This window comes from Bacillus capparidis (assembly GCF_017832095.1).
Taxonomy (GTDB): Bacteria; Bacillota; Bacilli; order Bacillales; family Bacillaceae; genus Bacillus; species Bacillus gobiensis.
Window position 1 is genome coordinate 175690 of the sequence record NZ_JAFDST010000004.1, and the last position, 12870, is coordinate 188559.

The 12870-nt window shown below is 39.5% G+C and carries 13 protein-coding genes and 1 riboswitch; of the genes, 5 read left to right on the top strand and 8 right to left on the bottom strand.

Going from position 1 to position 12870, the window contains the following annotated elements; all coding sequences use genetic code 11:
• Positions 1-6: 6 nt before the first annotated feature.
• Positions 7-2436 (bottom strand): GcvT family protein, encoded by a 2430-nt coding sequence (locus JOC74_RS16535; protein ID WP_053605873.1) that lies wholly within the window; start codon positions 2434-2436, stop codon positions 7-9.
• A gap of 354 nt (positions 2437-2790) precedes the next feature.
• Here JOC74_RS16535 and hxlA point away from each other — a divergent pair, with 354 nt between their 5' ends.
• The 3 genes from hxlA to JOC74_RS16550 all read left to right on the top strand — a co-directional run bounded on the left by hxlA (position 2791) and on the right by JOC74_RS16550 (position 5282).
• Positions 2791-3432 (top strand): 3-hexulose-6-phosphate synthase, encoded by a 642-nt coding sequence (gene hxlA / locus JOC74_RS16540; RefSeq protein ID WP_053605872.1) that lies wholly within the window; start codon positions 2791-2793, stop codon positions 3430-3432.
• Between the two features lie 17 nt (positions 3433-3449).
• The gene (gene hxlB, locus JOC74_RS16545; protein WP_053605871.1) at positions 3450-4007 is read left to right on the top strand and encodes a 6-phospho-3-hexuloisomerase; all 558 of its coding nucleotides are present in this window, start codon (positions 3450-3452) and stop codon (positions 4005-4007) included.
• Positions 4008-4286: 279 nt separating this feature from the next.
• Complete coding sequence (locus tag JOC74_RS16550; protein WP_053605870.1) at positions 4287-5282, top strand: NAD(P)/FAD-dependent oxidoreductase; 996 nt, start codon at positions 4287-4289, stop codon at positions 5280-5282.
• Between the two features lie 582 nt (positions 5283-5864).
• Here JOC74_RS16550 and JOC74_RS23990 read toward each other — a convergent pair.
• Together JOC74_RS23990 and JOC74_RS16560 are read right to left on the bottom strand one after the other, a co-directional pair.
• The gene (locus JOC74_RS23990; RefSeq protein WP_082364312.1) at positions 5865-5996 is read right to left on the bottom strand and encodes a GH25 family lysozyme; all 132 of its coding nucleotides are present in this window, start codon (positions 5994-5996) and stop codon (positions 5865-5867) included.
• A gap of 18 nt (positions 5997-6014) precedes the next feature.
• On the bottom strand, positions 6015-7427 hold the full coding sequence (locus JOC74_RS16560) for an aminotransferase-like domain-containing protein (protein WP_053605869.1): 1413 nt from the start codon (positions 7425-7427) through the stop codon (positions 6015-6017).
• Positions 7428-7540: 113 nt separating this feature from the next.
• On the opposite strand from JOC74_RS16560, the gene JOC74_RS16565 reads away from it, so the two are divergent.
• Complete coding sequence (locus JOC74_RS16565; protein WP_053605868.1) at positions 7541-8464, top strand: DMT family transporter; 924 nt, start codon at positions 7541-7543, stop codon at positions 8462-8464.
• 981 nt (positions 8465-9445) lie between these two features.
• On the opposite strand, the gene JOC74_RS16570 is transcribed toward JOC74_RS16565, so the two are convergent.
• The 5 genes from JOC74_RS16570 to JOC74_RS16580 form a co-directional block, all read right to left on the bottom strand.
• Positions 9446-10063, bottom strand: coding sequence for an NUDIX hydrolase (locus JOC74_RS16570; RefSeq protein WP_053605867.1), 618 nt, complete (start codon positions 10061-10063; stop codon positions 9446-9448).
• Complete coding sequence (locus tag JOC74_RS23995) at positions 10056-10181, bottom strand: MerR family transcriptional regulator (protein ID WP_280882631.1); 126 nt, start codon at positions 10179-10181, stop codon at positions 10056-10058. Before JOC74_RS23995 ends, JOC74_RS16570 begins: the two co-directional genes overlap by 8 nt.
• A 21-nt stretch (positions 10182-10202) precedes the next feature.
• A complete protein-coding gene (locus JOC74_RS16575) occupies positions 10203-10745 on the bottom strand; it encodes a GNAT family N-acetyltransferase (protein WP_053605866.1) in 543 nt (180 codons plus the stop codon).
• A gap of 110 nt (positions 10746-10855) precedes the next feature.
• Positions 10856-10984, bottom strand: a complete 129-nt coding sequence (locus JOC74_RS24000) for a hypothetical protein (protein ID WP_264080144.1) — start codon at positions 10982-10984, stop codon at positions 10856-10858.
• Between the two features lie 34 nt (positions 10985-11018).
• The gene (locus tag JOC74_RS16580; RefSeq protein WP_053605865.1) at positions 11019-12203 is read right to left on the bottom strand and encodes an AGE family epimerase/isomerase; all 1185 of its coding nucleotides are present in this window, start codon (positions 12201-12203) and stop codon (positions 11019-11021) included.
• A 111-nt stretch (positions 12204-12314) separates the two neighbouring features.
• Positions 12315-12359, top strand: a riboswitch (PreQ1 riboswitch).
• Between the two features lie 6 nt (positions 12360-12365).
• Between JOC74_RS16580 and JOC74_RS16585 the strand changes: the two genes are divergently transcribed.
• Positions 12366-12851: a QueT transporter family protein gene (locus JOC74_RS16585; RefSeq protein ID WP_053605864.1), complete on the top strand. Its 486-nt coding sequence runs from the start codon at positions 12366-12368 to the stop codon at positions 12849-12851.
• Positions 12852-12870 lie beyond the last annotated feature (19 nt).

A 12870-nucleotide genomic window follows, 5' to 3' on the forward strand; every position in this document is an offset into this window, starting at 1 on the left:
CTCCTGTTATTGAGAAACTACGACAGATTGTGCCAGGATCTTCGCTCTGTGCCGCTGTCCGAAGTATTCAATACTTAATACATTACCTTCTTTTACAACTTCAGGTAATAGCAACGCATATACCACCCCTTTGCCCAGACTGTATGCATATCCAGCGCTCGTCACAAAGCCAACTGTCTTTCCTGTATGAAATACCGGTTCATACCCCATCACAACCATTGACGGATCATCCAACACTAACGTAGTTAACAATAGCTTAGGTCCCTTTGCCTTACGAACAAGCAATGTATCTTTTCCAATGAAGGCTGGTTTATTAAGGTCAACCATATGATATAGCCCTACTTCGTATGGATCATGTTCACTCCAGAAGTCTTTCCCGCTTCTTGACGAAAGTGATTCGATTCGAAGATTTTCAAGTGCACGGTCACCTGCAGCAATAAGCTGATGTGGGCGTCCTGCTTCAATTAATAAATCCCATAATAGTAATCCTTGATCAAAAGTCGTAAATAACTCCCATCCTTCTGTACCGAAATAGGAATCATAAACAGCTAACACCGGAACATTTTCAATAAATAGTTCCTTTGCTTTGCCAAGTACCCATCCTTCTGATGTAAAAGACTCAGAAACAAAAGGTTGCATAATTTCTTTTGTCTTAGATCCTATTACACCGAGGCTGCATATCCCAGCTGTTAAATCTTGGATCAAAACTCGGCTGGATGCTTGTAATTGTTTATTAATCCAACTCGCTTCAACGGCTCCCGTACAAAGAACAAAGAAGGTCGAAGCTGCTGTACGAATCACTCTTATTCGATCTTTTATTCCAGCTAATTCATGGAGCATCAATGTATCCGTTACATGACCAACTGGAATATCGATATTGCTTGTCGTTAATTTTTGTAAAAACTCTAGTGCCCCTTCACCGCTGATCTCGAGCCGTTTTTTGGTAGCCGTCATATCATAAAGCCCAGCATATTGCCGAGTATGCAGCTGTTCAGCCTCAATAACTGGTGACCAATACTGAGCTGCCCATCCTTCACGTTTCAAGATGTGTTTTTCATATTTTGCAACAAGCGAATCATTTGCTTCATACCATTGTGGCTGCTCCCATCCAGATCGTTCACTAAAATAAGCCCCTAAGGTTTTTTGACGCATATAATATGGACTTACACGCATATCACGCGATGTTTCCGGCGGCATAAATGGATGATGGATATCATATACTTTTTCATATTGTTCAATGGAACGCTTTTTAAAATAAGTAGGGCTTTGTGCATATGTGTCAAAACGATTAATATCACATAACTCCAGATCAAGGTTTGGCGCTCCATTTACAATCCACTCAGCCATCGCTTTCCCAACACCAGCAGAATGGGTCACCCATATAGCTTCTGCCACCCAAAATCCACGTACTTTTTGTGATTCTCCTAACAGCGGCATTCCATCAGGTGTAAAGGAAAATATACCGTTTATTCCTTTTTTCATGCCTGTTTGTTTTAATGCTGGAATAAGTTTAAGGGCATCATGCCATGGTTTTTCGAAGTCTTCAGGTGTAAAGGGCTTTACAGATGGCATTTCTTTCGCTTCGCCATACTTGGTAATCTCACTAAGCTCGACAGGCAATGGACGATGCTGATAAGAACCGATACCTAAACGATTGAATACTTGGCGGAAATATATGGCATCATCTTGTTGGCGGATAAGCGGTGCGGTTGCCTCTTCTGTTTCATCAGCCAGTTCTTGCAAATCATTGGTAAACACATATTGATGTGCCATTGGTTGAAGAGGAATAGTTACTCCTGCCATTTCTCCAATACGAGGTCCCCAGAATCCAGCACAGCAAATTATTAAGTCAGCTTCAAATCTTCCAGCACTTGTTTCGACCGCTTTTACTTGACCATCCACAATGTCGATTCCTGTTACCTCTGTGTGACCATAAAACTTAGCACCTAGAGATTTTGTAAAATTCGCCATTTTATCAATAGCACGAAGCGGTTTAGCAACTCCATCTGACGGTACATATAGTCCTCCACAAATGTTATCCGGATTAATTAGCGAGCATTTTTTGGCACATTCCTCGGGTGAAAGAATCAATGCTTCGATTCCCCACGATGCTCCCACACCTGCTTTTCGTTTCAAATCTTCTAAACGCTCAGGTGTAGTTGCAATTTCCAGACTCCCTACCGAATAGAAAGAAGGTTGTCCCTCAGCACTTAAATCCTTAAAAGTCTCCACTGTTTGAGAGGCTAAAGTAGTCAATACTTTAGAAAAACTAAGTTGAAACACAAGCCCTGGTGCATGAGAGGTTGATCCCCCTGTTTCAAACAACGGTCCTTGCTCAATGACTGTAATGTTTTGTTGCCCCATTTTGCTTAAGTAGTAGGCAGTACTGCATCCAACAATACCGGCTCCGATGATGACAATTTTCTTTTGCTTCATAACTCTGCACCTCACTCCCTAGTAAAACAAAGTCGTAATATTACGATTGGGCCAATTATAATTTTAAATTTTAGAATATTAAAAACATTTTGTGAGAAAATCTAACCCGTATTTTTTTTAGGTATTTTTCAAAAACGTTCGGAAAAGTCCTTTCATAGTTGTTTCTATAACAAAAATACACAACAACTACTTTCAATTCCCGATGATTTTATATAATACCAGCTTGACTTACTTTCCCTTCCTTTTTCAATAAGTGTGTTATTTGTAACTATATGTTTTATAAGTGCGTACTTTTTTTTTTGAAAATTACCACTTAGACTAAAATTACACCAAAAAAATAAGGAGTGAAATTGGATGGAACTTCAATTAGCATTAGATCTTGTTAATATTCCTGAAGCAAAGAAAGTAGTAAAAGAGGTTCAAGAACACATTGATATCGTTGAAATCGGTACACCTGTGGTAATTAACGAAGGTCTCAAAGCCGTAAAAGAGATTAAGGAGGAATTTCCTTCTCTAAGAGTATTGGCTGATCTTAAAATTATGGATGCAGGTGCATATGAAGTAATGAAAGCTTCAGAAGCCGGCGCTGATATTATTACCGTTCTTGGAGCAACAGACGATGCGACAATCAAGGGGGCTGTGGAAGAGGCTAAAAAACAAGGAGCGAAAATCCTAGTTGACATGATTAATGTAAAAGACCTTGAACAACGTGCGAAAGAAGTTGACGCACTGGGAGTAGACTATATTTGTGTCCACACAGGTTATGACCTTCAAGCAGAGGGAGAAAATCCTTTTGAACAGCTTCAAACGATTAAGCGTGTCGTAAACAATGCGAAAACTGCAGTTGCAGGGGGAATTAAGTTAGCCACACTTCCGGAAGTGGTGCAATCACAACCCGACCTAGTTATTGTAGGTGGAGGTATTACAGGTAACGAAGATAAAAAAGCTGTGGCGGCACAAATGCAAAACTTAATTAAACAAGAAACTTTTGCATAAGAAAGGTTACAACCATTATGCAGACAACCCAATACGTTAATGAAATTATCGAAGAGCTAAACCGTTCTGCTGATTTAATATCCAGTGAAGAAGCTGAAAAGCTGGTAGATTATATCCTCGAATCAAAGAAGGTTTTTGTGGCTGGGGCGGGGCGATCCGGATTTATGGCTAAGTCTTTCGCCATGCGGATGATGCACATGGGCTTAGACGCCTATGTCGTAGGAGAAACCGTTACTCCTAACCTGGAGAAGAAGGATATTTTGATTATCGGTTCTGGATCGGGAGAAACAAAGAGTCTGGTATCCATGGCTGAAAAAGCAAAAAAATTGGAAGCAACAGTAGCACTTGTCACAATATTTCCTGATTCCACTATTGGAAGAATGGCTGAAGTTTCTATTAAATTAGCGGCTCAATCTAAAACTGAAACAGGCAGTGAATATAAAACGATACAGCCAATGGGATCCCTATTCGAGCAAACTCTCTTATTATTCTTTGATGCTGTTATATTAAAGGTTATGGAGAAAAAAGGGATGAATTCGAAAACAATGTTTAGCAGACATGCCAATCTGGAGTAGAATCAGAAGCTCTGATCTTGGACTCAATAGAACCGTTTAGTTCATTTTTATTCAATGGGCATAAATGTAAGCAGCAGATCTTTTACTTCTGTTTACGAAAGAAAGAGCCTTACAGAATAGAAGAAAATCCTTCCACCCTTACGGCTATTTCTAAAACTAACAGGATTTCCACGAGACTGCACAGTTTGGAGGCTTGGGCTGTTTTAGGTAGAATTCTGTTAACATTTCTAATCAAAATCTTATGAGTAATTGTGTAGAGTGATTTTGGAGGATTTAATGATGAAACAAGATAAGATGATATATGATATTACAATTATTGGTGGAGGTCCTGTAGGCCTATTTGCTTCTTTCTATGGAGGTATGCGAAATTCATCCGTAAAAATAATTGAAAGCTTACCTCAGCTTGGCGGGCAGCTCTCTACCCTATATCCAGAAAAATACATTTATGATGTAGCCGGATTTCCTAAAATTCGGGCAAAAGACTTAATCACGGGCTTAAAAGAACAGATGGCGCAGTTTAATCCAAAAATTTGTTTACAACAAACAGTGAAAGATCTTGATATTAAGGAAGACGGAACAATTAAACTCACCACTGATATAGAAGAGCATCTAACAAGAACAGTTATTATCACAGCAGGAATTGGAGCTTTTAACGCTAGAAAAATAGGGCTTGAAGGATCAGAAAAGTATGAGAATAAAAACATTCATTATTTCATCGATGACTTGGAGAAATTTCGTAACAAGAAAGTAATGGTTTGTGGAGGGGGAGATTCCGCTATTGATTGGGCACTTATGCTCGAACCAATTGCTGAGAAAGTCATTCTCGTTCACCGTAGGGAAAAATTCAGAGCACATGAACACAGTGTGACCCAATTAGATTCTTCGAACGTTACTTTAAAAACTCCTTATGTTCCAGTGGAATTAGTTGGAAACGATGATAGGATTAACAAAGTAATTTTAGAAAGGGTGACAGTAGGCACTGAAGAAGCCATTGAGGTTGATGAAGTAATTATTAACTTTGGTTTTGTATCTTCTCTTGGTTCTATTAAGAATTGGGGGTTAGAAATTGAAAAAAATTCGATTGTTGTCAATTCCAAGATGGAAACTAATATCCCCGGAGTGTACGCTGCCGGAGACATTTGTACATTTGACGGAAAAGTAAAATTGATAGCGACTGGTCTTGGAGAGGCACCTACTGCTGTAAATAACGCTAAATCCTATTTAGATCCAAAAGCAAAAGTTCAGCCGCTTCATAGCACTTCTGTATTTGCTTAATAATGAAAGGAAATCGATAAAAAGATTCTGTAACAAAACCTTAAAACAATGGTAGCGCATGTATTCTTTTGGAGAACATATATAAAGGAAGAAACTCGACCATTATTAATGGATAAACCATGGAGAAGCGAAAAACAGTCGATTGTTTTTAGAGGAACCAAAGGAAGAACAGTGAACAGAAAAGTAAGGACAACAGTAACAAAAAAAACCAATATAAACTCCACTGGCTGCCGTTCTTCGGAGTTTATGAGTAATAATCATGTAAATGCCGCTTTTCCTTAAAAAGGATTAGCGGCATTTTATATTCCATTTGAAAGAATAGCTTTGTTTTAACTATCTGATAATAGATGTTCCATTTTGACTATGTGTTCTTCATCCATACATAGCCTCGGCACTTTTAAGTTATCCCGATACGTTTTATTCATATGGTCTGAAAAAGAACGGAAGAGCTTTTTGATTACAATAATTAATAAACTTCTTACACCCTTTTACTACTGCAGCGATTTGTTTGTATCCTTCAATACTTGGATTTAATAATATTCCTTCTTTTATACATGCGCTGGCTGCATTCATGAAAAATTATCATCGTGTTATGATGCTTTCTGTTGCTTTGATAAATGCAAATTCTAAGCCGTCTGCCTCAACATTCTTCCAGTCAATGTTCCCCCGCAAGTGTGAAACATCAATACCCTTTGTAGCATTCCAAACACTCACATTAGTCTTCCCCGCACGTCACAAACTGATTTCGTCTGCTATTCTGAGCAGCTTCCGCACTCCGCTTCGTATCTCGTTTTCGTTCACGAACGAGTAGCTTAGCCGAATCCACGCTTTTCTTTCTTTTAGCGGGTCACAAATTTCTCCAGGGACAAATGAAATCGAGTTTTTCAGGCATTCGTCCAGCAGGCGTTCGACGGGGATATGACCGGGAAGCTCTACCCATAGGTTTAATCCCCCTTTTGGACTTACCCACTTCCATCCTGATTTGTCCAGTTCTTCTTCCATAATTTCTTTACGAATGCTTAATGCGATTCGCAGCTTCTCCAAATGCGTTTGCATGCGATCTGAAAAGAAATAATGAAGAAACATTTTCTGATTTAAAAGCGGGGCACCGTTATCAGCCAAAGACTTGGCCGATTTGAGAATATTCATCAGCGGCGCGCGGCAGGCCGCAAACGCAATTCTTAGTCCGGGACTGACATATTTACTGTAGCCGCGAATGTAAATGACATACCCTTCCGTATCATACGAAAAGATCGGCGGCGGCGGTTTCTCATCAAAATAAATATCGTAATTCGTATCATCCTCCACGAGCAGGCATCCGTACGCTTCAGCTAGCTCAACCAGCTGTTTTCGCTGATCGGCAGGAACGGTGTAGCCGGTCGGATTATGAAACGTTGGGTTCAAATAAAATAGCCGTGGTTGATGCTTTTTCATCAGCTGCTCAATCTCAGCTATATCATAGCCGTCCGGAAAAAGCTCCACCGGAATAATCTCGGCACCTTGCTGCCGGAACGCGTCGATTGCCATACTGTAGCTCGGGCGTTCCAACAATACAGTGTCTCTTCGTTTCACAAAGGTTTGTGCCACGAGGTATATCACCTGTTGAGCCCCGGAAAAAACTACAAGTTCCGCAGGGTCCACATGCATATTATTTTTTTCGATAAAATAGGAAGACATATGCTTCCTCAATTTTTCATCGCCTTCAATCGTCGAATACGTCCCAAGAATTTCAGGCTCTGAGACGAGGACATCCTTTAAATATTCTGAAAAAAATTTGGTTGGCAATAGCTTAGGGTTCACAAGAGCTTTTGAAAATTGATAATCCACCTTAACCTGGTGAATTTCCGACAAGTGATTTTTATGGACATAAGAAGAAACAATCGGATTATCTGTTTGTGTAAAAACGCGTATGCCCTTAGGCTGAACATAGTAGCCTGACTTGTCTTTTACATAGAGATGGTTATCGTTTTTCAGCATTTGGTACGCTTTTAAAACAGTCAACCGATGCATCTTCATTTTAGCTGCCATGGTACGGACAGAGGGAACTTTTTCGTGCTCCTTCCAATCACCGCCTTCAATCCTTCTTAAGGCGAAATCATAGACTTGCTTAAAAAGCGGGATTTCATTATGAATTTGATTTTTCACACCCGTCGTCCCCCTTTTTTTCTATCATTTTATCATAATTGCAGAAAACTGTTCTATTCAATGATAACTGTTCTATCTCTTGTTATTTATGATGGAGAAAAGGAGGAATTTTAGTGGTTTACGCAGCTTATTTAACGATTTGTTTTATTTTTGGAACTACATTTTTGGCTATTAAGATTGGAGTAGATGAAGGGTTTCCTCCATTTTTATCAGCAGGGATCCGTTTTTTTGTCGCAGGGCTGATTCTTTTTTTGTGGATGGCATGGAGAAAAAAAGCTTCATTCTCTTTATTGCTTAAAAAAGAAATGATGATCACTGGCATGTGCTTAACATTCGGTACATTCGCTACCATTTATTGGGCAGAGCAATATATCTCTTCCGGAATCGCAGCCGTTTTATGCGCCACTGCACCGCTGATGATCGTAATCATTCAAACGACAGTGCTTAAGCAAAAAAGCAGCCGGTTGGGGTTTATCGGCTGTGTTGTTGGTTTATTAGGAGTAGTTTTGCTTACGCTGCCAAGCTTGAAAGGTGAAATGCACGTCAATTGGCTTATAGGGTGTATCGTTGTGTTGCTTGGCCAAGTGTTCTATGCATCTGGCTCCGTATATATGAAGCACATATCCCATAGAATGGGTGATGCTTCGCCTGTCACTCTTAATGCAGCACAAATGATACTGGGCGGACTGATGCTGATTGGCCTTTCACTAGTAACAGAACCTGTTTCGTTCGAAGCTTTTTCTTCTGTGCCGGCTGTTAGTTCCGTTCTTTATTTGATCGTTGTAGGTTCAATGATCGGGCATAGCTTATACTATTGGCTCGTCATAAAAACAGGACCGGTTTTCCCTTCCACATGGTTATACGTGGCACCATTTATCGCTTTAACTCTAGGGGTTCTTTTGTACAACGAATTCTTTTCATGGACCACTGTTCTTGGAGGCTTAACTATCGTTGCAGGAGTGCTGATGGTGAATGCTAACCATTTATTGCGCTTGCTCCGAAAATCACCGGTGTCCAAAACGACCTCTTATCAATAAGTATGTGCGGGCAATATGCATGTACGTTAACAAGACAACGGAGGTTTGTCCTTGATGCTAAATGAGAATAACAAAAATGGTTATGATATGGGGATTTAACATGAAGGTTATTGGCCTAGCATTACCGTTTATGAAAAAAGAATCAACATAAATATCTTTGAATTAAACTATCTATCCTCCGAAAAACAAAGCATTAGTTAATGTGTCTAAATATTTTTTGGAGAAACAATACTTTCGAATCATTTCATAGAAATTCACTATAATATATAATTTTCAGATGCTATAATCTCTTACCAAAGGAATAAATTGGAAGCAGGGAATTGGTAAAGTTTTTGAAAGATACATTAACTTCAAGCAATGAAAATCAGGATACTTTTTATTCTGGTATGAGTGACACATTCACAGCTACTGTTGCATATTCAACTGTCGTTGCGAAAACAACTGTCTCTAATGAATTTAGTTCGTTTACTCTTAAAAGTCATAGACCCTGACAAATTGGTAAGGAAGTGATCGTTATGGGGAACTTTAGCATCGAAGGTTTAATCGTGTTAATTATTTGCATCGCACTAGTAGTAATGTTAGTAAAAATGATAATAAGATCCGCTTTAAAAGATAAGTAATTCAAATTTAACTGGATTTTTCAGTTGTTTACCTCGTTTTCGTAAAACAGAGCAGAAACCTCGAGAAGTTGAAATAGTTTTAAGCCCCTCCAAAAGAAGGAAGGGCTTTTTCTTATAATAGTTAATAAGGTTCCATAAACCCTTTTGTTACTGCCGCGATTCACCTGAATCCTTCATTGGAAGGGTGTAAACCGTTCCAAGTGTATAAAGCGAGAGTCTTTTTCGTGAAGCCACTTCCCCTGTATTCTCGCTGTTCCCCCATCTAGCTACAGCCCACTTTGCATCAACAGAATAAGTGTTGTGAACTAGCAATCAATCCATTTGCATCAACGAAACAATCTTCACGTCCCCTGCTGTCTATTTAATCAACGATCGTTTCTTTCTGAGGATTTCTTAAAAACTCAAACAGCAGCTTTATTTGAGACTCTGTATTTCGATTAAGTGAAAGCTCGGGCAAATTGGATTCTGAGAAAAAACGAACATCATTGGTTTCTACACCCATACTCGGGGAGCCTCCAATCAATTCACATTGAATGAAAATTTTATAGTAATGAAAGATATCTGGCGGATGAGGATGCTTGTGATAGTCCAATACTGCAAGCAGCTTTGTACTAACTGTATCATAGCCTGATTCTTCTTTGATTTCTTTTACAGCATTTTCGGCAGGCGATAAGCCGACATCACAGAAACCGCCAGGCAATGCCCACCGTTGATCGCTATTTTCTTTTACTAGCAGGATTTTGTTTTCCTTAAAAACGACTCCCCGAACGTCTACTTTAGGAGTTTGATAGCCAGTTTCCTTCGAAAAAAATAGTTTGATTTTTTCCATACCAGAATCGGTATATTCGGCAAAAATCTCAGTACTAAGGCGCAGCAATTGTTCATAACGTTCTTTATCGTATACGTCCTTTGAATAAGCCAATCCTGTTTGCGAAATCGCGTGAATTTGCTTTGCCCAATCCAGCCATTTATTACTCATTCAACACATCCTTTTCCTCCATTTTTCGATAAAGCTCAATTTTATCCTCAATCGCTTCCAGGTTATGCTTCAACTCTTCGATTTGACTCGTCACCTGCTGATGGTGTGTTTCCAGCACCTGTAAATGGGTGCAAGTTCCTTACTCGTTTTCGTTCACGATTGCCAATATTTGATGATCCTCCCATTTTCCGTTGATCTTTACATTTTTCTTCGCTATGCCTTCTTTGTGAAATCCCGCTTTTTCCAGTACCTTCATGGACCCTTGGTTGTGCGGCATAACCCCGGCTTCGATCCGATGAAGATTCAGGTCATGAAAGGCATAGTGCACGGTGAGCCTGACAGCCTCTGTCATATATCCTTTCCCATTATGTTGTTTATCTAAATAGTATCCAATGAAGCAGCCTTGAATAGCCCCTCTTACCACCTCTGATAATGTGACTTTTCCGATTAATTCTTCGCTGCCGATTATGTAGATTCCAAAGGAATATTCCTGCTCCAGCTCTCTATTTTTCACGATTGATTGTATACGCTTTAATTGTCCTTCCATCATGTAAAAATTGTTGTTGCGTAATGGAGTATACGTCTGAAAAAACTCTTTGTTTCGTAATTCCAGCTGCAGAAAAGCCTCTGCGTCTGAAGTGTCCATCGTTTTAATAAATATGTTTCTCCCCGTCATTTTCATGACATCCCCTCCCATTTTTACTAAATAAAAAACACCACAGGGATCCTGTGATGTATCAAAATGACATACCACAGAAAAGCGAGCTGTGGCATGTCCTCCACGTATTCCTTCTAATAAAGAAATGAATCGCTAAGGCTTCCGTTTATAGACAGACTTCTCCCGTGATCCACAACTTTAAAGAAAACAGCAGTCGAGTACCCAATACCTTTAGATAGATTTGAAATAGATCTCTTCTTCATCCGGGCACCCTCCTTTCATGTTTTCACAATACTATTATTTTATTTCTCTTAATGCCAAATAGCAAGCAGAAATCGGGTGATAATCCGCTTTGGTCGCCGGGCTTTTCAATTCTGAATATTTCTTGTTTTGACGAGAAAGCAAAGCATACCAGGCACCATATTGATGATCGATAAAATAATAGTGGCTATATTGAAAGACTTGACGGTAACAATCCCAATACGCTTCATTTCCTGTTCTGGCAGCCAGCATGGCAGAAGCGGCTATTGCTTCGGCCTGGACCCAATAATTTTTATCATCATCTATCATTTCAAATTGCTGAGTTAAAGAATAAATCAGGCCGCCGTATTTTTCATCCCAAGCTTTATTCCATGTGTCTTTAAATAACGTTTCTGCTTTTTCTACAAGCCCTGGTTCATTTTGATATTTATCCAGCCAAACAAACATCTTGCACCATTCAAATTGATGACCCGGAACAAAACCGATCGGACGAAATTCATCACGTGTTTCGTTATTTGTTTCATTACTGTATTGAAAATTCGCCTTCCATTGTTCATCAAAGTGCTCCCAAATCCAGCCTCCGCTTTGACTAGCCAGCTTATTCACTACACTTTCTGCAAGCTCATGTGCTCGTTTCAAATATTTTTCATCCCCTGTTGCTTCATAGGCTGTCAACATAGCTTCACATGAGTGCATATTAGCATTTTGCCCGCGATAGCTTGAAAAATTGCTCCAATCTGCGTTTGCAAAATCCCTATATAAGCGGTGCTCCTCTTCCCAAAAATGCTTCTCCATTGTCTGATAAACGTCCTCGATCACCTTTTCTGATCCAGATATTCCGGCTTTTGCTGCCATTGAAGCGGCTAAAAGAACGAATGCATGCCCGTAAGCGTTTTTTGAGGAATCTGCCACCTCTTGACCGCTAAGCTCAGTAAAATACCCGCCGTTTTCCTTATCCAAATGAAAGGACTGCAGAAATCTTAATCCATGTTCAGCCGCTTCTTTGCACCATTCGGGTCCGTCTAGCAGAGCTCCGACACTAAAGGTATAGATGTGACGGCTCGTAGCAACAAGATGCTTCGTTTTGACATCAACTATGGTTCCATCATCCAGCATCTCTCCCACGTATCCGCCATTTTCGAGGTCCATACATTTTGGATAATAAAAATTCAACGCGGAAAATATCTGTTCTTTTATATATTCTTCTGATTTCACATTCACATTTAGGTCCCCCTTATTTGTTTTTTTAGATGTTTCCCTATCATCTTTCTTGATAAACTCTCCAATTTTATGTTTACTAAACATGCCAGTGGTTTTATTATGTAGATTTTGCAGGACGTGGTTCGTAACCATCCCACGATAAAAAACTAAGGAGAGAGAAAAATGAGTACCAAAACAATTGTAGGAAATGCTTTGTTTGCTGCTTTATACATTGCAGTTTCAGCTTTAATCCAGCCATTTGGGTTTACGAATATCCAATTTCGCATCTCAGAAATGTTCAATCATTTGGTCGTTTTTAATAAAAAATTTATTTATGGAATTATTTTAGGTGTATTTCTAACGAATTTGTTTTTTTCTCCATTACTTGCCTATGACCTCGTTTTTGGTGTCGGGCAATCTCTGCTGGCCTTATCAATTACGATTTTTTCGGCACGATTTGTCAAAAGCATTGTTGCCCGTATGGTGATCAACACACTCGTTTTCACATTTACAATGTTTTTGATTGCGATCGAGCTTCAATTGGCGATGGACTTCCCCTTCTTTGCGACATGGCTTACGACCGCCATTGGCGAATTTGTCGTCATGTTCGTTGGGATGCCGATCATGTATGCGTTGAATAAACGGGTGAGGTTTGATAAATTAGTTTAGTTTTTAGAATGATGCATAC